The sequence below is a fragment of the Nocardiopsis sp. CNR-923 genome (assembly GCF_001942255.1).
Classification (GTDB): domain Bacteria; phylum Actinomycetota; class Actinomycetes; order Streptosporangiales; family Streptosporangiaceae; genus Nocardiopsis.
Window position 1 is genome coordinate 41,631 of the sequence record NZ_MKKC01000073.1, and the last position, 23,738, is coordinate 65,368.

Genomic DNA, 23,738 nt, shown 5'->3' on the forward strand with positions numbered 1-23,738 from the left:
GACGTCTGGCGCCGTGTCCGCATCGTCGCATCCCCTGACACTCGGTCCCATCCCTTCGCCGTCTCCGGATGTGGCCCTCACGCTACGGAAGGGCGACCGGGGCTGGCGATACTGACAGCTCCCGATCCGGCGGTGGTGCCCGTCCCACCCCGGTCCTGGGGCCCGTACGACCTCCCTCGCCCGCCGCCGTCGTCGTCGCGAGCCTGGTCGGGGCACCTGTTCCTACGTGTGCCGCACGGCGGGGAGCCCTAAGGGGTCGGACCGGTCAAGACTGCGTATCGGAGGGTCCAGGACACGGCCGCGGACCGGGCGCGTCGCGTCGTCGTCCCGGACCGGGGTGCGTCCCGGGATCCGTTCATGGCAGGATGTCCGCCCTTGGTCCGGACCGGATGGGAGCCCCCTCCCGTGCCCGACGCCTCCTCCCCCCGCCTCGGCGACCGGTCGATCGTCCCCCGCCCCGACCAGGCCGTCGCGGGTGACTCCCCCGGACTCACGCTCACCACGGCCACGAGGGTGCCCGCCGCCCCCGAGTCCGCGGCGGCATCTGGAGCGGCTGGACGGGGCCGGGGTGGAGTACCGGCCGTTGGAGGGCCGCGTCCGTGGCAGAGGCGGCCCGGTGTCCGGGGCCGGTGAGAGGCGCCGGTCAGAAGTAGGTGGCGACCACGTCCACGACCGTGTCCCGGTCGTCCACGACGGGAATCACCCGCCAGCGGTCGAAGGCCGTGCACGGGTGGGAGATCCCGAAGGAGACCAGGTCGCCGGGGCGCACACCCAGTTCCGGCGGGACCCGCAGGTAGGCGTGGTGGTCGTTGAGGGCGGTGACCTCCACGCCCGAGGCCCGCGCGCTCGTGCCGTCGGCACGCCGCAACACGCGGGGGATCGGGAGGCCCTGGTCGTAGTTGGCCTCGCGGCGGCCCAGGGCGGCGACGGCCCGTCCCCGCTCCGGCGCGGAGACCACCTGTGCCCACAGCTCCAGGGCGCCCACCAGGGAGCCGGGGCCCTCGGGGAGGCGGCGGTAGGGGGTGGTGCGCCGGTAGAGGCCGTCGTCGTGCGCGACGTAGGCGCCGCTGCGCAGGATCGGCAGGACGTCCTCCCGGCCGCCGATCTCCTCGGCGACCAGGTCGAACCACGCACTACCGCCCACCGTCAGCACCGGCCGCTCCAGGCCGTGTTCGGCGGCCAGGGCCGCCGCGTCGCCGCTCAGGTCGCGCAGGAACGAGCGCACGGCGTCAGCGTCGTCCCCCAAAGGCCCCTCGTAGCCCGCCACGCCCGCCAGGTCCAGGCCCGGGGCCGCGACGACGGCGCGGGCCACGGCGAGCAGATCCCCTCGGTTCCGGCAGCCGGTGCGTCCGCCGGGGACGCCGCGCTCGACCAGCACGCGCAGGGGGCGGCCGGTCGGGCGGCCGGCGAGGGCCCCGGCAGCCGCGGTCACGCCCTCGGCGGAGTCGGCGTAGAAGAGGAAGTCGAAGTCGGGGGCGCGGTCGAGTTCGTCGGCGACCCAGCGCAGCACCCTGCTGTGGAGGAGTTCGTTGGCGAGGATGATCCGGCTGACTCCGAACCGGCGGTAGTCCAGGACCTGGTTGGCGGTGGCGGCGGTGACCCCCCAGGCGCCCGCGTCCAACTGGCGCTGGATCAGGGCCGGTGCCATGGACGTCTTTCCGTGCGGGGCCAGCGGGAGGCCGTGCCGTTCGGAGAACGCGGCGAGCGCGGCGATGTTGCGGTCCAGCGCCGAGGAGCGCAGGACCATGAGCGGCCAGGTGAACGGGCCGGTGAAGAGGTGGAACCGCCGGTCGGCGAACTCCTCCAGGGTGACGGGGGCGCCCGTCCACCACAGTCCCTTGGTCCGCCAGTCGATGAGTTCACGGGGAATGTCGAGCCGGTCGGTCACGGTCGGTCCACGCCTCCTGCGCGTCTGGGCCCCGCGCCGGAACGCGGCCCGGGGCCGGGTCCGGGGCGGGGCCGGGTGTCGGTCGGTCCGATCCTCCCACCGGCGTCCGCGCGCGGGCGGGAGGGTGGACCGGGGGTGGTGTCCACGGCCTGGTTCGACCGCCGGCGTCCGCGCGCGGGCGGGAGGGTGTCAGCCGCCGGTGACGAGCGGGAACACGGGCGGCGCGATGGTGATGCGCTCGCGGCGCTCGAACTCGTCGATGGCCTGGCGGCCGACCTCCGGGAAGTCGGTGATGAACCCGTCGACGCCCAGCTCCAGAGTGGCGTCCATGACGGCGCGGTCGTTGATCGTGTACGGCATGATCTCCATCCCGGCGTCGTGGACGCGCTCCACGTAGTCTGCGTCGACGTGCCGGTGGTTGGGGTTGATCATGTGGGCCCAGCCGTACTCGGCGATCCGGTCCTCGGGGACCACGCCCAGCAGGCCGTGCGGCACCGAGGGCAGGAGGTCCTTGGACTCGCGGACGGACTCCCAGTCGAAGCTCTGGACGACCAGACGGCGGGGCCGCCAGGGACGGGCGCGCCGGAACCAGTGACCGCGACGGTCGGCCAGCTCGTCGGCGACCGCGCGCTCCAGGCCGGGATAGAGCGCGGGCTGCTTGAGTTCGAGCAGGAGGTTGAGGCCGTGCTCCTCCAAACGGTCGAGCGCCTCGCCCAGGGTGGGCACGGGCTCGCCCTCGAACTCGGCGTCGTACCAGGATCCGGCGTCGAGGCGGCGGATCTCCTCCAGGGTGAAGTCCGCGACCCGGTAGGGCGCGCGGTCGGGGAAGACCTCCTCGCGTCGGTGGTCCGCTCCAGGGTCGTGTCGTGCACGACCACGGGTTCGCCGTCCGCGGTGAGCTGGACGTCGATCTCGACGGTCACGGCGCCCAGTTCACGGGCGCGGTCGATGGCGGCGAGGGTGTTCTCCGGGGCGTGCCCCGACGCGCCGCGATGGGCGACGGCGATCAGCGGGCGTTCGAAGACGGGGTGTTGAACGGCGACGGGCTCGGCGGTTCTCAGACCCGTGATGTCGGGGGCGGGCGCCCCGACCGAGACTCCGGCTCCCGCGGTGAGGAGAAGTGAAGTGGCTCCGACGACGATTCCGATGCGGCGCACCGGACCTCCCAAGTTCGCGTGGACTGACCGACTGCCCCTCAGGTTGAGTGCGTCCGGTGACCGTTCGGTGACCGTGCGCGGAGCGTCGGGTAATGGGCGTGCCATCTTCTGGTGCAAGACAGGTCACACCCTTCCCGCGCTTTCACCCAAAGAAGCGCATGAATTACGTCATGTGCCGGTTTTGACTGGAGAGCCCCCTGTGAATCACATAGAGTCCTGAAACCATCACTAGAAGTAGTCGATGGGAAGGAACGACGATGCGCAAGCACCACACGAGGTGGGTCGCGCTCCTGGGCGCCGCCACGCTCTCGACCACCGGGCTGACAGGCCTCGCGGGGCCGGCGGTGGCGGCGGACGACAAGGACCCGCGGGTGATGGACTGGCCGATGGTCGAGCAGGCGGTCTCCTCGTACAGGCTCGACGGGTTCGAGATCGGGTACCTGCCGCCCGGGTTGGACCGATACGGGATCAACGCCTCCTCGCTCTTGGACCGGCGGGGCAACAGCCAGTCGCAGATCTCGTGGGTGCAGGGACCCGACGAGCTCTACGGGCGGGTGATGGTCCTGCGCTCGGAGCAGATCCAGAATCTGGAGGACCTGCGGGAACTGCGGTACGCCCACCTGCCCGAGCGGGGCCTGGAACGCGTGGACGCGATGGGTGACCTCCAGCGCGACGCCTACGTCTCCGAGGCCACGGGCGACATGTTCTGGTTGGTGGAACCGGGGGTGGCGGTCGCCACCCACCTGCGGCCCGAGCGCTGGGACGGCGACGAGCTCCGGCGGATGGCCGAGTCAGTGGTCGAGCTGACGGACACGGACGCGAGGAGGAGCAGGAGGAGGGCGCCGAGGGCGCCGCCCAGGAGGAGGCCGACGAGGCCGGAGAGACCGGGGAGAACGAGGCCGCCGAGGAGGGCGAGTCGCCCGTGGTGGAGGCCCCGGGTGCGCGGACACCGCGGCGGAGGAGACCGGTGAGACCCAGGGGGCCGAGGAGGCCGCCGAGCAGGACGCAGGGACGGTCGAGGGCGCCACTGGCGGGGCCGCCGAGGCACAGGGGCCCGCGCAGGACGACCAAACCGCTGATCAGGCTCCGGAGAGCGGCGCGTTCGACGGGGTCGAGGTGACCCAGACGTCGATCGGGGGCGCACCCGAGGAGGCGGCCGAGGACGCCGATGACACGTCGGAGGCGGCCGAGGAGAGCGCCGGGCAGGACACCGGGACGGCCGAGGGCGAGACCGCCGGAGCGGCGGGCACGGAGTCCGAACTGCCCGAGGGGGTCAGCGCTCGGCGCGTCAAACAGTGCCTGATCGACGAGTTCGTGGTCTTCGAGTACGACGACGCGGACCGGGAGGGGACCGGCCGAGCGCCGGGCGAGGGCGTTGAGCGTCCGCTGACCCGCGAACAGCTGACCGACCAGGAGCGGGACCAGCTGCTCGCCACCGTCTGGTACCACGGCACCGATGACGAGAAGGAGGCGGCGATCGACCTCTGCGCCGACAGCCTCGGTGTGGAGCGCACCGACGTGGAGTCCGTGCTCACCCAGATCGCCGACCTGATCGCCCAGCTCGTGCGGGATGCCGAGGAGAACGCCACCGAGGGCATGGACCAGGTGACCGTCTCCAACCAGACGCTCACTCCCGGGCTGGGCGGGGCGGGCGGCCTGGAGACCGTGGACGACGAGGAGTGGGAGGAGCTGTGGAGCTCCCTGCCCTGGTCCTTCGAGATCAAGGTCCCGTGACGCGCCCGACGTGACCTGATGAGGGGTCCCCGTGGGGTGTGCGAGCGTCCCCGCGGGGTGTAGGAGGACGCCACCGCGCGAGACGAGCAGTGGGGTGACCGCGGAGCCCGACCCTCGGACGCACCCATGGGACGTGTCCCGGGTCTCCCCGGGGACGTGACCGCGCGACGTGACCGTGAAGGCCGCCCCGTGAGGCGGTCGCCCGACGCGTGTGGCCGGTCGGACGGAGTGGGAGGCGTTCCGGCCGGCAGCACGAAGTCGTCGGGGGGCCGGGACCCCCCGAATCAATGGTGGCCCGGGATGGGGAGTGACGCCACCCCCGGGGCATCTGCCTGTGGACGACCGGTCACCGTGCGCTTCGACCCGTGGGCGACGCTCGGCGGGGCGCGCTCGTGGGATACGGTCGCAGCGACGGTCGGCCCCGGCCGCACCAGAGCCGCACGCGCCCCCGTCCGGACGCCGCCCCCGTCCGATCACCGCCCGCGACCCGCGAGGAGTGCCATGCCAGGTTTCACCACGCGCCCCCAACTGCGCGGCGACTTCGGGATGGTCGCCTCCACGCACTGGCTCGCCAGCGCCACCGGCATGTCGGTACTCGAACGGGGCGGCAACGCCTTCGACGCGGCGGTCGCCGCGGGTTTCACCCTCCAGGTCGTCGAACCCCACCTCAACGGCCCCGGCGGCGAGGTCCCGGTGATCTTCCAGGCCGCCGGGGGCTCACCGCGCGTGCTGTGCGGACAGGGCGTAGCGCCCGCCGCCGCCACCGTCGAGGCCTTCGCGGGCATGGACCTCATCCCGGGCGACGGCGTGCTGGCCGCCACCGTCCCCGGCTCCTTCGACGCCTGGATGCTGCTCCTGCGCGACCACGGCACCATGACCGTGCGCGACGTCCTCGACCACGCCATCGGCCTCGCCGAACGCGGCTACCCCGTCCTGGAGCGCATCGGCGAGACCGTCGCCGCCCTCGCCCCCGTCTTCTCCCGGCACTGGCCCGGATCCGCGGAGGTCTACCTCTCCCGCGGCACCGCGCCCAGACCCGGTTCCCGTCTGCGCAACCCCGCCCTGGCCGCCACCTACCGCCGTGTCGTCACCGAGGCCGAGCACGCCGGGGCCGACCGGGAGGCCCAGATCGAGACGGCCCGGCGCGCGTGGTCGCGGGGGTTCGTCGCCGAGGCCGTGGGCGACTTCCTCTCGCGCCCGTGCCCGACGGCTCCGGCGTGCCCCGGCGCGCCCTGCTGACCGCGCAGGACATGGCCGACTGGAGTGCCTCCTACGAGGATCCGGTGAGCGTCGCGCACGGTGTGCACACCGTGCACAAGACAGGCCCTTGGGGGCAGGGGCCGGTCCTACTCCAACAGTTGCAGATCGCCGAGGCGCTGGGCACGGCCCACGACGTGCGGGAGGGCGTCAGCGCCGAGTTCGTGCACCGGGTCACCGAGGGCGCCAAGCTCGCCTTCGCCGACCGTGAGGCCTGGTACGGCGACCCCGACCACGTCGACGTCCCGCTCAAGGAACTCCTGGGCGCCGACCACGCCGCAGGGCTCGCGCGGCTCGTCGACGACACCCGGGCCAACCTCGCGCCGCGCCCCGGGCCGGTCGAGGGGCGCACCCCCTTCGAACCGCCCGTGCACACACCCGGCACGGTTCCCGCCGACCGGACCACCGGCGAGCCCACGGTCGGCCCCACCGGCGCCACCCCCGCCGACCTGCGCGGTGACACCTGCCACGTGGACGTGGTCGACGCGCACGGCAACATGATCTCGGCCACGCCCAGCGGCGGCTGGCTCTCCAGCTCCCCGGTCATCCCCACTCTGGGCTTCCCGCTCGGCACCCGGGCACAGATGTTCTGGCTCGACCCCTCCTCGCCCAACGCGCTCGCGCCCCGCAAGCGCCCGCGCACCACCCTGTCCCCCACGCTCGTCACCCGGCAGGACGGGCAGGCGGTCCTGGCGATCGGCACCCCCGGCGGTGACCAGCAGGACCAGTGGACGTTCACCGCCCTGCTGCGGATCCTCCACGGTGTCGACGACCTCCAGGAGGCCCTGGACACCCCGATGTTCCACACCAGCTCCTTCCCGAGTTCCTTCCACCCGCGGGAGACCGTCCCGGGCCACCTGATCGTCGAACGGGGCGTCGGCGAGGACGTCGTCGCCGAACTGCTCCGCCGCGGACACCGCGTCGAGGTCGCCCGCCCCTGGACGCTCGGCCGGTTGGCCGCCGTGGCCCGCGACCCGGACTCGGGCGAGCTACGGGCCGCCGCCGACGCCCGCGCCTCGCAGGGGTATGCGGCCGGGCGCTGAACGGCGCGGGATCGAACGCCGGAGGCGATGGCCGCCGACCGTGTCGGCCCCCGCGGAGTCGAACGCCGCGGGTGGGGTCGAACACGCGGGGAACGGCTCCGAACAACCCGGACCATGCCCGAACGCCGCGTCGTCAGGGCCTGTCGCGCACACGGTCCCGGCTGATCGGATCCTCTTGCCAAATCGTCCGGGCACTGCTTATGTAGACCCTGTGCGACGGGACCCCCGGTATCGACCGGTCGTGCGTCCCCTCAGAACTCAATACCACCGAATACAGGGTGCGTGCGCTGTCTCCCCCTCCCTCAGCGACGACCCTGTCCCCCCTCCTGAACCGAGGCCTGCCTTCCCCTCCCGGCTGGGTTCTTCGGACAAGGAGAGACGAGCGGGCCGTGGTGCCACCGACGCGGTGACACCACGGCCCGCTCTTGTTCCGGCGAGGAGGGGAGCCGCGCGGGGTCAGGTCCGCACGCGCACCACGCCCGCGAAGCTCGCCGTCCGCACCTCGGTCACGCGCACGTCCAGACCGGTGCGCGGTGCCTCCAGCATCATGCCGTCGCCCAGGTAGATGGCCACGTGCGAGATGTAGTCGGGCGCGGTCGGGTCCGAGCGCCAGAAGAGCAGGTCGCCGCGCTCGGCGTCCTCGAAGTCGACGCGTTCACCAGCGTTCCACTGGTCGTGCGTGACGCGGGGGATGTCCACGCCCGCCTCGCGGAAGGCCCACTGCAGCAGTCCCGAGCAGTCGAAGCCGCCCTCGGGGGTCTGGCCGCCCCACACGTAGGGCACGCCGATCTGACTCTCAGCGTGGGCGATGACGCGCTCGATGACCGAGGGGGGAACGGTCTGGCCGGGCTCGGCCGGCGCGTCGGCGTCGGCGACCAACTGGAGGGAGACGTCCTCGCCCAGGGTGTCCGACAGAGCGTCGAACAGCGCCCACAGGTCCGCGTCGGGGGCGGACACGAGCAGCGCGTTGCCCTCGGGCATCCCCAGTTCGGCGGCGCGGTCGCGGGAGACGAGGGCGTCGATCCCGGCGATGCCGGAGGTGGCGTGCGTCCAGACCTCCAGGTCCACCTGGCCCCGGCCGCCCGCGACGCTCACCTCGCTGCCCAACGCGAGGTCGCGCTCGGTGCCGACCGTGTTCGACAGGGCGATGCGGCCCTCGGCGACGCCCTGCCAGATCTCGTCCGACTCCGCGGAGGGGGCGGGGGCGTGGTTGCGGAAGGTCGAGGGGTCGACGCCGAGCACGGAGGTGGGTTCTCCGTCGATCCCGACGCGCGCCGCGTCCACGGTCACGACGTGTTCGACGCCTTCGATGCCGCGGACCGCCCTGACCGCCTCGCGGGGCAGGCTCTCCGGGGCGACGGCGAAGTACTCGACGCTGCGTGCCTCCCGGAAGGGGGCGACGCGTGCGTCACGTCGCAGCGCGTCGGCGTCGGCGACGTCGGGGGCGCCCTCGTCAGGGGCGACTCCGCTGGGGCTCTGGTCGGCGGCGAGTCGGTCGGTGACGGGCGGCCGGTCCTCGACGACCGGCTCCGCCCACGCGGGGGTCGCCCCGAGGGCGGTGAAGGCGACCGCGAACGCGGCGGTGGTTCCCGCACATGATCTGAAACGGCTCCGCACGGGGGGATCTCACCCTTTCTGAGTACCGCCGGACGGGGATGGGGCACCCCTGGGGCAGCGGGCTGACGATACGTCCGGGTCCAAGAATGGGCGTAGCCGGGCAAGTTTGCAAGAAGTCCACGCCGTCCGGTAGCGGACACACGACGCCGCCTGTCCTGTTTCGGTCAGTGTCGTGCGTAATCGTCAGTGACGACCGTGTCCATGGGGAATCGGACCGGAGTGTCCCCGAACAGGGTGATCCGGGTGCGGGTTTCGGCGTCGGCGATGGCTCGCAGGGTCTCCCGCGCCATGGAGCAGGGAACGTGGAGGACGACCTCGTCGTGCACGAAGAAGACGATCCCGGCGCCTTCCGGCAGCGACGGCAGGCGTTGCCGGAGCGCCGCCAACAGGACGAGCGCCCACTCCGCGGCCGTGGCCTGCACGACGAAGTTGCGGGTGAAACGGCCGTGGGCGCGACGGCGGCGGTCACCGCCGGGATCGGCCACGACGGTCGGCCACGACGGCGGCGCGGGCGAGGTGCGCCCCAGCCACGAACGGACGGTCCCGCCCTCCTCGCCGGTCCGGGCCGCCCGGTCCACGTACTCCAGGGCCCGGGGGTAGAGGCGGCGCATGGTGCTCAGCAACGGGGCGGCGTCACCGGAGGTCTGGCCGTACATGGCCGCGAGCATGCCGATCTTGGCGCGCTCGCGGTCACCGCCGACGTGGGAGGCCAGCCGGGCGTAGAGGTCGTCCTCCGCCGCCGCGGCCGCCAGGGCGTCGTCCCCGGACACGGCCGCCAGGACACGGGGTTCGAGCTGACCGGCGTCGGCGCGCACGAGCACCCAGCCCGGATCGGCCCGCACCGCCCCGCGCACGGCCTTGGGGATCTGGAGGGCGCCGCCGCCACGGGTGGCCCACCGGCCGGAGACGACCCCGCCGACCACGTAGTCGGGGTGGAAGCGGCCGAGCCGTTCGCCGTGCGGCCCGAGGCGCTCACGCACCCAGGTGTCCAACCAGCCCCACCCGTTGGCGGAGTGCAGGCGGGAGAGCTCCTTGTAGCGCAGGAGCAGGGGAACCACGGGGTGGTCGACGCGTTCCAGCACCCAGGAGCGGGTCGACTCGACGGGGTGTCCGATCCCCGCCATCGCCCTGAGCACCTGTGCCGGGGAGTCCGGATTGACGTCGCGGCCGACGGTGTCGCTGATGCGCGCGGCCAGCTCGGCGAGGACGCGGGGCCGCTGCCCGGCCGGGGGCCGGGGTCCGAGCAGGACGGTGAGGATCTCGTCGTGGACGTCGGGTCGCCAGGGCAGCCCGTCGTGGCTCATCTCCGCCGCGGCCAGACCGCCCGCCGACTCCACCGCCGTCAGCAGCCTCATCCGCGACGAATCCGGTAGTTCGGCGGTGCGGCGCAGCTGGTCCTCGTGGACCTCGACCAGTGCGGCCAGGCGGTCGGTGCCCGGTGGGAGGGTGGAGCGGTCGGCCTCGAACAGGGCGGGCTGGGCGGCGGCGCCCTCCCCCGGGGGGCGCACCGGATCGTCGGGGACGGGACGGCCGTGCAACCGGGCCCAGGCCGCGCCCAGGGAGTGCGCCTCGTCGTGGCGCCCGCGGTATCCGAGGAGGAGCGCCTCGGTCAGAGCGACGTCGTGGCAGCGCGCCACGCGCACCCCGGCGCCGACCAGGTCGGGGTAGACGTCCTCGCTCGCGGACCACACCCAGCGCGGTCGCTCGGGGTGGGCGAGCTCGGCTCGGCGGACGGCGTCGGCGAGGTCGGTGACACGGCGGACCTGACCGGAGGCCTCACCGAGCTCCTGGAGCCAACCGCCGCCCTCGCCGTCGGCGACCAACGCTATCCGCATGCTTCCAGTGTGACCCGCGATACCGACATTCCGCCCATAGCGGGATGGTCAACGCGCCGGGCGGACGACGTTGGCGAGTGGCTCGCCCGTGGCCCAGCGGGCCAACTGCCGGGCCAGGAAGGCACGCGCTCGGGGGTAGAAAGCCGACGACCCGCCCGCGACGTGCGGCGTGACGAGGACACCCGGCGCGTCCCACAACGGGTGGTCGGCCGGAAGCGGCTCCGGGTCGGTGACGTCCAGGGCCGCCCGGACACGACCGTTCTGCGCCAGCAGTGCCTCGGTGTCGAGGACCGGGCCGCGCCCCACGTTGACCACGAGAGCGTCGTCCCTCAGGAGGGCGAACTCCCGCGCGCCGAACAGGCCGCGCGTGCGCTCGGTGAGCGGCGTGACGAGAACGACGACGTCCGCGCCGGGCAGCAGGGCGTGCAGTTCGTCGACGCCGTGCACGCCCTCATCGGGGCGGGCGCGGCTGGCCACCCGCACGACCTCCGTCTCGAACGGGAGCAGGCGGCACTCCACCGCCTCGCCGATGCTGCCGTAGCCGATGACCATCACCCGGGAGTCGGCCAGCGAGCGCTGCGGAACCGGCCCCCAGCGGTGGTCCCTCTGGTCGAGGGCCCACCGGGGCAGGTCGCGCTGGGCCGCCAGCATCAGGGCGAGGGCGTGTTCGGCGGTGCTGGCGTCGTGCAGTCCGCGCCCGTTGCACAGCGTCACGTGCTCCGGAACGTGGGACAGGACGTGCTCGTACCCCGAGGACAGGAGTTGGACGACCTCCAGAGCGGGCATCCGCGCGATGATGTCCAGACGCGCGTCGGCGCCCTGGGTGGAGGGGGTGTACGGCACCTGGTAGAAGGCCACCTCCTCCAGTGCGGACTCGGGCGCCGCGCCTCCCCCGTACAGGTCCACGGCGCGTGGATCGGGGGCGTTGGCCCGGTTCTGCTCCCACTGCACGAGTGCTCGACCGCCCATGTGGCTGTTCCCTCCGCTCTGCTGGCGCGCCCCCGGAAGCGGTGGGGACGCGCACCTGGGAACACGCGTTGGGGTCCTTGTCAGGCACCAGCCTAAGGCGTGTTCCGCGGACGCGTCCCCCGCTGCTCGGCGCCCCGGCACGACTACCGCCCGTTCCATCCATCGCAAGGACCCCCGCCCTCGTTCCCTACTTCGGCCTCGCGGCGGGCGGCATCCACGGCACACGCCCTGGCCCGGCCCGTGCGGCGCCGGTCACCTCAGGGACCGCACCAGTTCGTAGCAGGCGATGGCGGCCGCGGCGGTGACGTTGAGCGAGTCCACGTCCCGGTCGGCCATCGGGATGTGCACGCGTGCCGTGGCCCGGTCGAGCCAGCGTGCCGAGAGCCCCACCCCCTCGGTCCCCAGGAGCAGCCCGACCCGGTCCGACCGCACCAGTGCGGACATCGCGTCGCGCAGCGGCAGGGAGCCCTCCCCTGGGGTGAGTGCCATGAGGTGGAAACCGGCCTTCCGCAGCGTGTCCGGACCGCCGTACCAGTCGTCCAGCCGTGTGTACGGAAGGGTGAAGACCGCACCCATCGACACCTTGACGGACCTCCGGTAGAGGGGGTCGGCGCAGCGCGGCGCGAGGACCACCGCGTCGACGCCCAGACCGGCGGCGCTGCGGAAGACGGCGCCCACGTTGGTGTGGTCCACCAGGTCCTCCAGCACGACGATGGTGCGCGCCCAGGCCAGGACGTCGTCGAGGTCGGGCAGCGGGCGCCGGTGGAAGGCGGCGAGCGCCCCCCTGTGCAGGTCGAACCCGACGAGCCGGTGGGCGGTGTCCTCACTGACCACGTAGAGCGGGGCGTTGCTGTCGGCCACCACGTCATCGAGCGCTTCGGCCCGCCGCTCGGTGAGCAGGAAGCTGCGGGGCTCGAAACCGGCGCGGGCCGCGCGGCGGATCACCTTCTCGCCCTCGGCCATGAAGAGCCCGTGCTCGGCCTCCAGGTGGCGGCGCAGGTTGACGTCGCGCAACCGGGTGTAGTCGGCCAGACGGGGATCGGCGGGGTCGGAGACCCTGATGGCGCTCATGAGCCACCATTATCCCGGCTATCCCGGCTCCCCCTGGACGGGCGGCGGGCGCGGGGTCGGCGGACGCCGACCGTCGGGCCTGGACGGAGTGCGCGGCCGGCGCGGGAGTGTGTCCCCCGGAGAGGACCGCAGAGCGCGCCGGAGACCGGCGAGACCGCGCCTCAGCCGATCCGTTCGGTGAGGGGACGCAGCCGCTGCCAGCGCGCCTCCTCACAGGAGCCGGTCCGCGACAGCCTCGTCTCGACCTCCTGCCCCTCCCAGGTGCCCACGATCGTGGCATGCTGCGGACCGTACACCTGGTCGGTGCACACCGTTCCCTCACGCACCTCGGTGAACAATCCCTCGGAGACGTCGTCCAGCCCCGCCTCGACCTGGGCCAGCGCGGAGCAGGCCTCGGGGTCCCCGTCCGGGTCCCCGGTGCAGTCGAGGGTCCGCACCCACGCGCGGTCGCGGTCGCTGACCTGGACGCGCAGCTGCCCGACCGGACCGGTCTCGACCGCCTCCTCGGCGTCCTGCGCGATCGGACCGGCCAGGTCAGGGGTCATGGCCGCCGTCGCCTGCACGTCCTCCGCGGGCAGCAGCGCGGGACCCGCGAGCAGGGCGTAGGCCACCGCACCCGCGCAGCAGGCGCCGGCGAGCAGGGCGGTGCCGAGCGTGCCTCGGCTCCGGTGGTCTCGGTGCTTCTGGGACATGCCATAACCCTCGGGGGTCGGTGGTCACACGGACGTCCGCGACACGGATGCGGGAAGGGCCGCCGCGGGGATACGGGAGAGTCCCCAGCCTATCCGTGGGAACGGAGTACTGCTTCGGAGAGCACGGTAACAAAGGGGTCACCCTCGGCCGAGCGGGCGCATCACGTCGATGGTCGTCCCGCGGTCGGCGGTCGACCTCTTTCGCACCCCCGTTACCAACGAGTAAGGTCCTGACGAAGAAAGGTCCGTCACATTCGGCTGGTCGTTTGAGACTCACCCCGTGAGACGCCGCCCGCACCGCGATGGTTCGCACCCCTCACACGGGAGCCCCGACGGCACGGCTCCGTGCCGAACCCCGCCGGGCTCGCCGACGGCCCCCGTCGGCGAGCAGCGCACCGACACTCCCCGGAGAAGCCCGTTGCCCAGTGGACGTCACCGATTCCCCGCGTCGGCCGAGGCCACCGCCAGCCGGGCGGCCCGGTCTCCGCTGGGGTTCACCGTCATCGCCGTCGCGCTCATCGTGATCGCCGCGATCGCGATCCCCTTCGGTCTGGACGCGCTCGGCTGCGGCGACGTCCGGTACCTGCGCGTGTCCGCGACCCAGAGCATCGCTCCCGTCCTGCGCGAGGCGGCCACCGAGTTCAACGACCGGGAGCCCGGATACGGGGGCGACTGCGTGTACGCGCAGGTCGACGAGATCGCACCGCACCGCATCATGTCCGCGCTGGCCGGAGGTCAGCGGGACAGCTCCACCATCGCCCCGCACGTATGGGTCCCCGAGTCCTCCGTGTGGGTCGAGCTCGCACGGGTCTCGGCGGGCGGCACACACACCATCGGGACCGACCCGCCCTCCCTGGCCAGTTCGCCCGTGGTCCTCGCCGCCCCCGCGGGCGCCGAGGGGCTGCCGGAGCCCGGGGCGGCCAGTTGGGAGCTCGTCCTTCCCGGCGGGCGCGAACCGGACCGCCCCCTGGTCATGGTCGACCCCAACCGCGGCGCCGACGGCATGACCGTCATGCACGCGGTCCGCCGCATCCTGGGCGCCGACGACGCCGCCGACACCGCGATGACCGACTTCGTCCGCGACGTACAGCTCGACAGCGCCTTCGGCGAGATCGACCTGGGGACGTTCTTCACCGGCTCGCCCGCCGCGGGCCAGCGCGTGGACCCGGTGATCGTGGTCCCCGAACAGGCGGTCGCGTCCTACAACGACGAACGCTCCGCCTCGGCTCCTGAGTTGGCGGCACTCTACCCGGACGAGGGCACGGTCAGCCTCGACTACCCCTACGTCACCGCCACCGACGACCCCGCGCTCCGGTCGGCGTCCGCCGACCTGTACGAGGTGCTGGGCGAGGAGGGACACCGCACGCGCCTGCTCGACCTGGGCTTCCGCGGTCCGGGGGGCAACGCCCCGCCCGCCCTGGCCGCGCAGCCCTGGGACGTCCCCGAGGAGCCGACGACGCACGGCGACCTGACCGGGGACGCCCTGCTCGCCTCCGTCACGGACTGGAACCGGCTGTCGATGCCCAGTCGCTCCCTGGTGCTGGCCGACACCTCCGAGAACATGACCGCGGACCTCGACGGCGGACCCAGCCGGATGGAGGTCGCCCAACGAGCGGCCCTGCTGGGACTGTCCCTGTTCCCCGACGAGACCGACATGGGCCTGTGGCTGATGTCGGACGAGTACGACGACCAGGGCCGCGACGAGGCCGCCGAGATGCTCCTGCTGGGCGAGTCGGACGGGGAGGACGAGACCACCCGGCGCCAGGAGCTCATCGAAGTCGCCGAGGGGATCACGGTGCGCGGCGGCGGGTCCCGGCTGTACGACAACATCCTGGACGCCTACGACCTGGTGCGGGACAACTTCCACGAGGACAAGATCAACAGCGTCATCCTGCTCACCGCCGGGCGGGACGGCGGTTCGAGCGATATCTCGCACGCGGAGCTCGTCGCCGCGTTGCAGGACCGGTTCGACCCGGAGCGCCCGGTCAGCATGTTCATCATCGCCTTCGGGGCTCAGTCCGAGGAGGCCGAGCTGCGCCAGATCGCCGCCGCCACGAGCGGCTCCCTGTTCGTGACCGACGACCCCGACGAGATCGGAGACATCTTCCTGAGTTCGATCTCCCGGCGGCTGTGCGTTCCCAACTGCGACAACTGACCATCCGGCCCGCGTCCTGGTTCCGAACAGACGCGGGCCGGTTGCGATTCGGTATCGGATGGGCTTTTCGGTCCAGCCGAACCCGGGCACGTCAACCCAACCGATCCGCCCGAATTCCTCCAGCATGACCCGAATAGCGACCCCGATCACACCGAACAGACACCATCGGAACCCCATCGGCCCAACCGAGGCGGCCCCCGCCCGCCCCGACCGGTTGAGTACTGTTCCGACCAGTAACACCCGGCCGATCCCGACACATCGGACACCGGGCGTGTGCGAGCCGTACCAGTCGCCGGCCCCGACGCCCGTCCGTACACCACCCCCGTGAGGAAAGCTGTGGGACGTCACCGCGGAAGATACGCAGAAGAGCCCGACCGCCGCAGGAACCGGCGCCGTCGCGGGCGCGGCGGAGCCTTCGCCGCCCTGGCCGCCGCACTGGTGATCGTGGTCGGCCTGGCCGTGGCGGGCGTGTACATGTTCGAACAGGCCGACGGCTGCCGTGGTTCGGACATCGAGCTCGACGTGGCGGTCAGCCCCGAACTCGCCCCCGCCCTGGACACCCTGGCCGCGGACTTCAACGCCCAGGTGAACACCGTGGACGGGCGGTGCGTGAGCGCCGAGATCCGCCAGGTCGACTCGGCCAACGTCGCCTTCGGCATCACCGGCGCCGGAGCGACCATGGGCGACACCGACTCCGACGTGTGGATCCCGGACTCCTCCGTGTGGCCCCGGCTGGTGCGGAACCAATCCGGGGACGCCGTCATCACCGAGACCGGAACATCGGTCGCCCGCTCCCCGCTCGTCATCGCCGAACTCGCCGAGTTCGCGGACGGCGGGGCCGAACGCAGCTGGACGGACGTCGTCCCCACCACCGCCCCCGGTGAGCGGGCCGAGCGGACCCTGCGCATCGTCGACCCGGCGCGCAGCTCCACCGGGCTGGGCACCCTCTACCTCCTCAGCGGAGCGCTGGAGGAGGCCAGCGCGGACGAGAACGCCTACAACGCGAGCATGACCGCGGCCCTCCAGGCGCTGCACCAGGCGCCTCGCCCGACGAGGACGCGGCCTTCCTCGCCCTCAGCGGCGGCACCGAACAAGCCCCGCCGGCGATGCTCATGTCCGAGCAGGCCGTGTGGCGCTACAACACCACCCACCAGGACGCCAGCGCCCAGGCCAGCTACCTGGAGGGCGGGACCTACTACCTCGACTACCCCTACGTGGTGCGCAGCGAGGAGAGCGACATCACCCGCGCCGCCGACGTGTTCCGCAACGCCGTGCGCTCCGACGAGGCCCAAACCGCCCTACTCGCCCACGGCTTCCGAGGCTCCGAGGGCGAGATCGACGCCTCTGTGCTCACCGAGGACGTCGGGTTCCGCGCCACGGCCCCCCAGGAACTGCCGACGCCGCCCGAGGATTCGGTCACCGATCTGACGCGCACCTGGAACCAGCTGAAGATGGACTCCCGGGTGCTCGCCATCGTGGACGTCTCGGGTTCCATGCTCGCCGAGGTGCCCGGAACCGGCATGACCCGCATGCAGGTCACCAGCGCCGCGGCCACCGAGGGACTCCAGATGTTCACACCCACCTCCGAGCTGGGGCTGTGGCGGTTCTCCACCAACGTCAACAACGACCTCCACTACGCGGAACTGGCACCCGTCCGGGAGCTCCAGGCGACCGGCGAGCAGGGCGCCGCCCAGCGCGACGTGCTGGCGAACGCACTGTCGGGGCTGACACCGATGCCGCAGGGGGACACGGCGCTCTACGAGACCTACCTCGCCGCCTACCAGGAGATGTCGCGCACCTACCGGCCGGACCGCACCAACGTCATCCTCATGCTCACGGACGGGGACAACGACAACCCCGGCGGACTGGAGCTGGACGCGCTGCTCGCCCAGATCGAGGACATGTCGAGCCCCTCGCGCCCGATCCCGATCGTCACGATCGCCTTCGGCCCCGACGTGCGGAACCTGGAACCGCTCCAGCGGATCGCGGCCGCCACGGGCGGAGCCGCCTACATGACGGAGGACCCGACCGAGATCGGCGAGATCTTCCTCCAGGCGTTCTCCCTGCGCATCACGGGGGACGAGGAGGAGTGACCGGCTCCCCGGGCGGCCGGTACCACCCCCGGCCCCGCACCGATCGGTACCGGGGCCCCAAAGGTGACATGACCCTGTCCCGCGGACAAGGACTATGGACTTCTCGGCCGACTTGGCGTACTCAGTGGAAGACCAGGCCCGACCGGGTGCCGACCGGCCGTGCCGTGCCCGGACGCATGACGACCGGATGGGGAACTGCCATGTTCGACGCGTGGATGCCCGGTGCCGAACGGATCGACGGAGGCAACGCCCCGGGGCCCTCGGGGATCGGTGCGCCCCGCGCGGTGTGGACGGTGACCGGCTCCGGCCCCGACGCGTGGTCCGCCAAGGAGGAGGCGCGGCGGCTGGTCGACGAGGGCCGGTCGGTGCACCTGGTGTGGAACCCGGTGACGGGCGAGGTCGTGCAGTCGTTGGCCGCCACCCGCCGCAGCCGGATGCCGATGGGGCGCACGTACCGGTACGCGCTCCACGTGGACCACGGCAACGAGGGACGGGTGTGCCTGACGGTGGCGGTGGTCGCCCGCCCCGAGGAACCCTTCACCGACGGGCCGATGCTCGGACTGTCACCGATCCTGGCGTGGTTGGACTCCTGGGACGTTGCGCGCCGGTGGCCCGCGGGTCCTCCGGGGCACCGAGGCGCCCCGGCCGAGGCACTGGCGCGTGCGTGGTCGCGGGGCGGGTACTTCAGCCACGACCAGGTGCCCGGTTCATCGTCCAAGGGCCCGGGACCGCTGGACGGCGCACGGTTGTTCTCCGCGCCCGCCGATCCCGGCGTGCGGACGCCGCCCGGACCGCGACGGTCCGGGCGGCAGCCGACGGCGGTCTCCAGACGGTGAGGAACGGGACGCCAGTGGTCTCCCCCGACGCTACGACCCCTTAGTCTGTCGGCCATGGGTGGAACAATCGAGCCGGGTTGGTACGCCGATCCGCACGGCGACGCGCAGGCGCTCAGATGGTGGGACGGCCAGGCGTGGACGCGGCACACGCGTTCGCTGAGCGAACTCCAGAACCAGACCGGAACGTCGGACGGGGGACAGGCCAGCGCCGACGACGAGGGAACCGTCCGCCTGGGCCCGTCCGCCACCCCCGCCCCGGTGGGCGATGAGCCGAGCACCATGCGCATCGACCCCACCTGGGTCAGGAGCGACGCCGGCTCCGAGGACGAACCGCCGACCGCTGACCTGGGCGAAGTCGGCGCCACCATCCGCGTCGATCCGGCCGATCTTCCCCGCCCACCCCAGGACGACGACGAACTCCCGACCGCGGACCTGACCGAGGACGAGTCCCCACCTCGAACATCACCGACGCGATCAACCAGGCCCCTGGCGCTGTGGCGCTCGGTACCCAGCGGACCGACGAGACCCCGCGCACCGCCGTGTCCGACCCGGACGAGAGCGCCCATGCGCCCGGTACGGACGCCGAAGCGCCGCGCACGGCGGTCTTCAACCCCAACGACCCGGTGTTCTCCGGCCCGGTGGACGAGACCGACCCGGCCGCCGGGAGCATGGGCGGACGGTTCAACCGTTTCCTCGGCAGCCTCAGAGAGGGCTGGGCCGACCTCAGTGAGGAGCGCCGCGAGCAGCGTCACAGGCAGGAGGAGGCGGAACGCGTCCTTCGGGAGGCGGAGGCCAGGAAGCGGGCCGAGGAAGCCGCCCAGCGCCAGGCGACGGCCCCGGCCGCCAACGCTCCCTCGGGGGAGGGCCAGGGCCTCCCGCGAACGCCGCCCGTCGAGCAGCCGCGCTCCGAGGAACCCTCGGGACCTCAGGAGTCGCACCAAGAGCAGCCATCCGGACCTCAACAGCCCCACCAACACCAGCCCTCGGGACCCCAGCAGCCGTACCCGCCCCACCCCGGGCAGCCGTCGGGCCCCAACCGCCACCCTCCGGCCGCGCCCCAGCAGTATCCGGTCTCACCCCCCGCCGCACGGGTACCAGCCAACAGGCCCCGAGCGCGCCACAGCAGCCGTATCCCGGCCCCCAGCGGGGGCGGGGCGCCCCGCCTCCGCCCTACGGTCCGCCCCAGGGCGGCTACCCGCGGCCCGGGCCTTACCAGCCGGGCTACCCCCAGTACCAGCAGCCCAACGCTCCTCGTCCGGGCGAGTACAACGCCCCGCCCGGATACCCGCCGCCCGCACCCCCGAGCGCTCCGGGCCGCCCGCCGCAGGGACCGCCCGTCCCGCCGTCGCACCAGCTGAGCCGTCCCGGGCAGGGACGCCCGTCCCAGGGCTACCCCCGGCAGGCACCGCCTCCCTATTCGCCGTCCGCCGCGCCCGGGCAGCCCCCCGTGGCCGGTCAGCCTCCCCAGGGGGCGTCCGGCGGGCAGCCCGGAAACGCACCCCGCCGCTCGCGGTGGGGTCGGCGTAAGAAGTCGGGCGGAGGCGATCAGCAGCCGCCGCAGCGACCCCACCCTCCACCTGAGGCGACACGGAGGAGGAAGGGCGGCTGCGGGTGCGGCTGCACCACGTTCCTCCTGATCCTCGCCGCCCTCGGCGTTCTCGCCTACCTCCAACTGGGGGGCGCGTACGACTGGATGTACCGGGTCTTCGCCGTCGGCTTCCCAGGACAGTTCGTCTGGTTCTGAAGGACACCGGGGGCGGTCGGTCCATCCAGGTCCGGCCGCCCTTCGCCATACCCGGCACTCACGACACGGCCTAAGCTGGCCGGTATGAACGACTGTCTGGTGTGGATCGACTGCGAGATGACGGGGCTCGACCTCGACAACGACGCGCTGATCGAGGTGGCGTGCCTGGTCACGGATGGCGAGTTGAACATCCTCGACGAGGGTGTGGACATCGTCATCAAGCCCCCGCAGGCCGCGCTGGACCAGATGGGCGACTTCGTCCGGGACATGCACACCACTTCGGGCCTCCTGGCGGAACTCGACAAGGGCGTGTCCCTTGAGGAGGCAGAGGACCGGGTCCTGGAGCACATCCGCCACCACGTGACGGAGCCGCGCAAAGCCCCGCTCTGCGGCAACTCGATCGCCACGGACCGCACTTTCCTGGCTCGTGACATGAAGCGCGTCGACGATTTCCTGCACTACCGGATGGTCGACGTGTCCTCCATCAAGGAGCTGCTGCGGCGCTGGTACCCGCGCGTGTACTACGCGAGCCCGGACAAGAACGGCGGTCACAGGGCCCTCGCCGACATCACCGAGAGCATCCGCGAGCTGCGCTACTACCGCGCGGCCGCGTTCGTGCCCGAGCCGGGCCCCAGCTCCGAGACGGCACGCGCCATCGCGGCCGACGTGGTGGCCGGTGGCACTGGCGTTTCCGCCCGCGAGGCCGCGGCGCAGCGCCGAAACGTTGATAACTGATCGAAGCAGTGCTCAGAGTCCGCTAGGATTCTGGATGTACGCAGGGTCGCACAGGCCGGGCGGACATGGTGGGTGTAGCTCAGCCGGTAGAGCACTTGGTTGTGGTCCAAGAAGTCGCGGGTTCAAGTCCCGTCACTCACCCCAGAGCCGACAAGGCCCTGACCAGCGCAAACGCGCAGCGGTCAGGGCCTTTCGCATGCCCGGGGGTGCACCAGCGGGTGCACGGGGGCAAAGATCCGCCCGGCGGGTGTGCACCACCCACCCCGTCACTCACCCCCGGACGGGGGTGCACGGGGGGTGCACGGACCGGGGCGTCAGCCCGACATCCCGCGCAAATGGTGACGTACCGGCTGTAGTGGCGTCCGGGGCCAAGGTTCTCGAAGATCTTTCACCGATTCCCTTCGCTTCGCCGCCCACCCAAGCGATGGTCCACGCATGGCAACCATCAACCAGCGCACACTGGCCGACGGGCGCACCCGGTACTGGGTCAAATGGCGGCTCGGCGGCACCCGTGGCGGAGCGCCCCAGTCCGAGCCGTTCGACGTTCACGCCGACGCCCACACCTTCCGCCTGCATGTCGAAGCCGCCGGCCATCAGTGGCCGGAGAACTGGATCCCCCGCCACGGGTGGGCACAGGGGTGGGTCCCCCGGCAGGGATGGGCGCAGGGGTGGGTTCCCGGACACGGGTGGGTCAAGGTCGAGGAGGACGACTCCGAGCCGGAGGCGGAGCCGGTGCTGTTCGCCGACTTCGCCCGTGAACTCATCGACTCGATGACCGGCATCGAAGAACGCACCCGCGCCGACTACCACCGCGACCTCAAACGTCACCTGCTCCCCACCTTCGGGAGCGTGAACCTGCGCGACACGTCCCAGCTCAAGCCGAAGGACGTGCGGGCCTGGGTCAACCAGCTGCGCACCGGCACTCCCGACCCCACAGCCCCGTACCGGACCGGCACTCCCAGCCGAGGCCGCAAGAAGGAACCGGGATGGCTGCGCAAGCCCCTGTCCCCCAAGTCCATCCACAACCTGCACGCGCTGCTGTTCACCATCTGCGAGGCCGCCGTCCGAGAAGACCCACCCATCCGCCCGTCGAACCCGGCCTCACGCACCCGCCTACCCCGCGTCGACGACGGCGAGGGCGACTGGGAGATGTGCTTCCTCACCCGCGAAGAGTTGACCCTGTTGCGGGACTCCATGGCCGAGGACGTCCGCGACATGGTGGAGGTGTTCGCACGCACCGGGATGCGCTACAGCGAACTCACCGCCCTCCAGGTCCGCGACATCACCATCACCCGAGCCGACGGGGCCGACGGGACCACGACCGTACGCGGGTATCTGGACGTACGCAGGGCGTGGAAACGCCAACCCGACAACACCTTCAAACTGGGTGCGCCCAAGACCCGCAGCTCCCGCAGGCGCATCCCGCTCTCCCCCGGCACCATCGACCTCATCCGCCCCCGCCTGGAAGGCAAGGGACCAGAAGAGTTCGTGTTCACCACCAAGCAAGGGTCCTGGTGGCGACACTCCTCGTTCTACGGCCGCAGGTGGGTGCCCGGGGTCAAGGAAGCCCAGAAACGAGGACTCGGGAAGAAGCCGCGCATCCACGACCTGCGCCACACCCACGTGGCGTGGCTGATCGACAAGGACGTGCACGTGTTCAAGATCCAACGCAGGCTCGGGCACACCTCGATCACCACGACCATGGACCGGTACGGGCACCTGGTCACCGACATCGACGACACCATGATCGAAGCCATCGACGGCCCACCCACCGGGCCCTGGACCGACCCCGACGGTGAACGACGCCTACGACTCATCTCCTAACCGCCATCCCAAGCCCCAGGCAGCTGGTGGGGCGGGTACCAGGCCCGCCCCACCGACTCTTCTCGTTGCTTCTCCCCTACCGCAGCCCCTGCCGCCCGTAGAAGGTGCGCCGTGCGGGGACCACCACCTGCTGAGCGGCCCGCTCCACGATCAGCTCCAGATCCGTGGTGGTGAAGCGGACGTGCTTGCCGAGTCTGCGATGCGGCACCCGCCGCAACCGCACCCGCTCCCGCAACCACGACTCCGGCACCGCCAACACCCGAGCCGCCTCCGGAATCGTCAACAACCGCTCCGGGTCCACCTCGTCAGGCCGCTCGTCCCCGGCCATGAACACCTCCCCCACACGCGTCCCGGTGGGCAGTGCGGAACTGGCGTCGTTCGTCCTCCGAGGCGCCGCCCCACACCCCATAGAGTTCGCCGCGCTTGATCGCCTCGGCCAGACAGTTGATCTGGACCGGGCACACCCGGCACACCCGCTTCGCCCGGCGCACCGACCCACCCTGGGCCGGGAACCACAGGTCCGGGTCCATCCCCCAACACGCCGCATGGGCCTGCCAGCCCCCGCCGCGCGGGTCGGGGCGTGTGGGGCCGCCAAACCGCCCGTCCGGCCCCGACACACCGCCCCGGTGTAGTGGGCGCGGGCGCGGTGTCCCCGCCGTCACATGGCCCACCAGCCGCCGCTGCCGATTCGTATCCCCCATGTCCGCCCTTTCGTGATCCATCCAGATCCGTCTCCGGATCCCTCTGACGACCTCCTAAGAAGACGCCCCCGCCGCAGATGCGACACCCGACCCGCGAGCACGAGGTGGCGATCACGCGGCGCCGCCGGTGCTCGCCCAGCGAGCCGCGAAGCAGTTCGCAGCAGCCGAGAAAAAGCGGCGCGAGAAGAAAAAGCGCGCCGCCATCGCTCTCGCCTGTCTGCGCGATCTTGGCCGCGCCGTCTGCGCCCAGAACATCAACAGAGAGCACCAATAAATGAAGGTTGTGGTGCCGCGATGACGCCCGGCTGCACCACGGAGTCCTGTGACTTCCGCGACAACCTGCGCGACTTCGACTCCGCCGGGTTCACCGTGCTCGGCATCTCCCCG

Annotated in this window: 17 protein-coding genes, 1 tRNA gene and 4 pseudogenes; 13 read left to right on the plus strand and 9 right to left on the minus strand. The window is 72.2% G+C overall.

Features of this window, described 5'->3' with window-relative positions:
* Positions 1-643: 643 nt before the first annotated feature.
* Positions 644-1,888, minus strand: coding sequence for an alanine racemase (locus BJF83_RS09810; protein ID WP_075926042.1), 1,245 nt, complete (start codon positions 1,886-1,888; stop codon positions 644-646).
* A gap of 189 nt (positions 1,889-2,077) precedes the next feature.
* A pseudogene (locus tag BJF83_RS09815) lies at positions 2,078-3,045 on the minus strand (glycerophosphodiester phosphodiesterase).
* Between the two features lie 257 nt (positions 3,046-3,302).
* Here BJF83_RS09815 and BJF83_RS09820 point away from each other — a divergent pair.
* From BJF83_RS09820 to BJF83_RS09830, 3 genes and pseudogenes are all read left to right on the plus strand, one after another.
* Positions 3,303-4,016, plus strand: a complete 714-nt coding sequence (locus BJF83_RS09820; RefSeq protein ID WP_075926043.1) for a hypothetical protein — start codon at positions 3,303-3,305, stop codon at positions 4,014-4,016.
* Positions 4,017-4,161: 145 nt separating this feature from the next.
* A complete protein-coding gene (locus tag BJF83_RS09825) occupies positions 4,162-4,779 on the plus strand; it encodes a hypothetical protein (protein WP_075926044.1) in 618 nt (205 codons plus the stop codon).
* Between the two features lie 501 nt (positions 4,780-5,280).
* Positions 5,281-7,079: pseudogene (locus BJF83_RS09830) on the plus strand (gamma-glutamyltransferase family protein).
* A 456-nt stretch (positions 7,080-7,535) separates the two neighbouring features.
* Here BJF83_RS09830 and BJF83_RS09835 read toward each other — a convergent pair.
* The 5 genes from BJF83_RS09835 to BJF83_RS09855 all read right to left on the minus strand — a co-directional run bounded on the left by BJF83_RS09835 (position 7,536) and on the right by BJF83_RS09855 (position 13,263).
* On the minus strand, positions 7,536-8,696 hold the full coding sequence (locus BJF83_RS09835) for a C40 family peptidase (RefSeq protein ID WP_075926045.1): 1,161 nt from the start codon (positions 8,694-8,696) through the stop codon (positions 7,536-7,538).
* Between the two features lie 164 nt (positions 8,697-8,860).
* Positions 8,861-10,531: a bifunctional 3'-5' exonuclease/DNA polymerase gene (locus BJF83_RS09840; protein WP_075926046.1), complete on the minus strand. Its 1,671-nt coding sequence runs from the start codon at positions 10,529-10,531 to the stop codon at positions 8,861-8,863.
* 48 nt (positions 10,532-10,579) lie between these two features.
* Complete coding sequence (locus BJF83_RS09845; protein WP_075926047.1) at positions 10,580-11,500, minus strand: 2-hydroxyacid dehydrogenase; 921 nt, start codon at positions 11,498-11,500, stop codon at positions 10,580-10,582.
* A 252-nt stretch (positions 11,501-11,752) separates the two neighbouring features.
* Complete coding sequence (locus BJF83_RS09850; RefSeq protein ID WP_075926048.1) at positions 11,753-12,571, minus strand: RNA methyltransferase; 819 nt, start codon at positions 12,569-12,571, stop codon at positions 11,753-11,755.
* Between the two features lie 161 nt (positions 12,572-12,732).
* Positions 12,733-13,263, minus strand: coding sequence for a hypothetical protein (locus BJF83_RS09855; RefSeq protein WP_075926049.1), 531 nt, complete (start codon positions 13,261-13,263; stop codon positions 12,733-12,735).
* Positions 13,264-13,681: 418 nt separating this feature from the next.
* On the opposite strand from BJF83_RS09855, the gene BJF83_RS09860 reads away from it, so the two are divergent.
* The 8 genes and pseudogenes from BJF83_RS09860 (at position 13,682) to BJF83_RS09890 (ending at position 22,650) form a co-directional block, all read left to right on the plus strand.
* Positions 13,682-15,418 (plus strand): substrate-binding domain-containing protein, encoded by a 1,737-nt coding sequence (locus BJF83_RS09860; protein WP_075926050.1) that lies wholly within the window; start codon positions 13,682-13,684, stop codon positions 15,416-15,418.
* A 336-nt stretch (positions 15,419-15,754) separates the two neighbouring features.
* Positions 15,755-17,511 (plus strand): annotated as a pseudogene (locus BJF83_RS09865) (substrate-binding domain-containing protein).
* A 200-nt stretch (positions 17,512-17,711) separates the two neighbouring features.
* On the plus strand, positions 17,712-18,347 hold the full coding sequence (locus BJF83_RS09870) for a hypothetical protein (protein WP_075926051.1): 636 nt from the start codon (positions 17,712-17,714) through the stop codon (positions 18,345-18,347).
* 54 nt (positions 18,348-18,401) lie between these two features.
* Complete coding sequence (locus BJF83_RS30995; protein ID WP_075926052.1) at positions 18,402-19,874, plus strand: DUF2510 domain-containing protein; 1,473 nt, start codon at positions 18,402-18,404, stop codon at positions 19,872-19,874.
* Positions 19,795-20,091: a hypothetical protein gene (locus BJF83_RS27850; RefSeq protein WP_143831844.1), complete on the plus strand. Its 297-nt coding sequence runs from the start codon at positions 19,795-19,797 to the stop codon at positions 20,089-20,091. The genes BJF83_RS30995 and BJF83_RS27850 overlap by 80 nt, the downstream gene beginning before the upstream one ends.
* Before the next feature lie 84 nt (positions 20,092-20,175).
* Positions 20,176-20,826: an oligoribonuclease gene (gene orn, locus BJF83_RS09880; RefSeq protein ID WP_075926053.1), complete on the plus strand. Its 651-nt coding sequence runs from the start codon at positions 20,176-20,178 to the stop codon at positions 20,824-20,826.
* A 68-nt stretch (positions 20,827-20,894) separates the two neighbouring features.
* Positions 20,895-20,970, plus strand: a tRNA-His gene (locus BJF83_RS09885).
* A 291-nt stretch (positions 20,971-21,261) separates the two neighbouring features.
* Positions 21,262-22,650, plus strand: coding sequence for a site-specific integrase (locus BJF83_RS09890; protein WP_075926054.1), 1,389 nt, complete (start codon positions 21,262-21,264; stop codon positions 22,648-22,650).
* Between the two features lie 76 nt (positions 22,651-22,726).
* On the opposite strand, the gene BJF83_RS09895 is transcribed toward BJF83_RS09890, so the two are convergent.
* On the minus strand, positions 22,727-22,978 hold the full coding sequence (locus BJF83_RS09895) for a helix-turn-helix domain-containing protein (protein ID WP_075926057.1): 252 nt from the start codon (positions 22,976-22,978) through the stop codon (positions 22,727-22,729).
* A complete protein-coding gene (locus BJF83_RS09900; protein WP_083678474.1) occupies positions 22,956-23,372 on the minus strand; it encodes a WhiB family transcriptional regulator in 417 nt (138 codons plus the stop codon). The genes BJF83_RS09895 and BJF83_RS09900 overlap by 23 nt, the downstream gene beginning before the upstream one ends.
* 106 nt (positions 23,373-23,478) lie before the next feature.
* On the opposite strand from BJF83_RS09900, the gene BJF83_RS28865 reads away from it, so the two are divergent.
* The gene (locus tag BJF83_RS28865; RefSeq protein ID WP_262391444.1) at positions 23,479-23,625 is read left to right on the plus strand and encodes a hypothetical protein; all 147 of its coding nucleotides are present in this window, start codon (positions 23,479-23,481) and stop codon (positions 23,623-23,625) included.
* Between the two features lie 14 nt (positions 23,626-23,639).
* Positions 23,640-23,738, plus strand: a pseudogene (locus BJF83_RS09905) (redoxin domain-containing protein); the annotation flags it as partial.

Excerpts from the sequence above, each read along its gene's own strand:
- BJF83_RS09855 (WP_075926049.1), bottom strand. The coding sequence starts at position 13,263 with ATGTCCCAGAAGCACCGAGACCACCGGAGCCGAGGCACGCTCGGCACC.
- BJF83_RS09850 (WP_075926048.1), bottom strand. The coding sequence starts at position 12,571 with ATGAGCGCCATCAGGGTCTCCGACCCCGCCGATCCCCGTCTGGCCGAC.
- BJF83_RS09840 (WP_075926046.1), bottom strand. The coding sequence starts at position 10,531 with ATGCGGATAGCGTTGGTCGCCGACGGCGAGGGCGGCGGTTGGCTCCAG.
- BJF83_RS09870 (WP_075926051.1), top strand. The coding sequence starts at position 17,712 with ATGTTCGACGCGTGGATGCCCGGTGCCGAACGGATCGACGGAGGCAAC.
- BJF83_RS09890 (WP_075926054.1), top strand. The coding sequence starts at position 21,262 with ATGGCAACCATCAACCAGCGCACACTGGCCGACGGGCGCACCCGGTAC.
- BJF83_RS09820 (WP_075926043.1), top strand. The coding sequence starts at position 3,303 with ATGCGCAAGCACCACACGAGGTGGGTCGCGCTCCTGGGCGCCGCCACG.
- BJF83_RS09900 (WP_083678474.1), bottom strand. The coding sequence starts at position 23,372 with ATGGATCACGAAAGGGCGGACATGGGGGATACGAATCGGCAGCGGCGG.
- BJF83_RS09845 (WP_075926047.1), bottom strand. The coding sequence starts at position 11,500 with ATGGGCGGTCGAGCACTCGTGCAGTGGGAGCAGAACCGGGCCAACGCC.
- BJF83_RS09895 (WP_075926057.1), bottom strand. The coding sequence starts at position 22,978 with ATGGCCGGGGACGAGCGGCCTGACGAGGTGGACCCGGAGCGGTTGTTG.
- orn (WP_075926053.1), top strand. The coding sequence starts at position 20,176 with ATGAACGACTGTCTGGTGTGGATCGACTGCGAGATGACGGGGCTCGAC.
- BJF83_RS30995 (WP_075926052.1), top strand. The coding sequence starts at position 18,402 with ATGGGTGGAACAATCGAGCCGGGTTGGTACGCCGATCCGCACGGCGAC.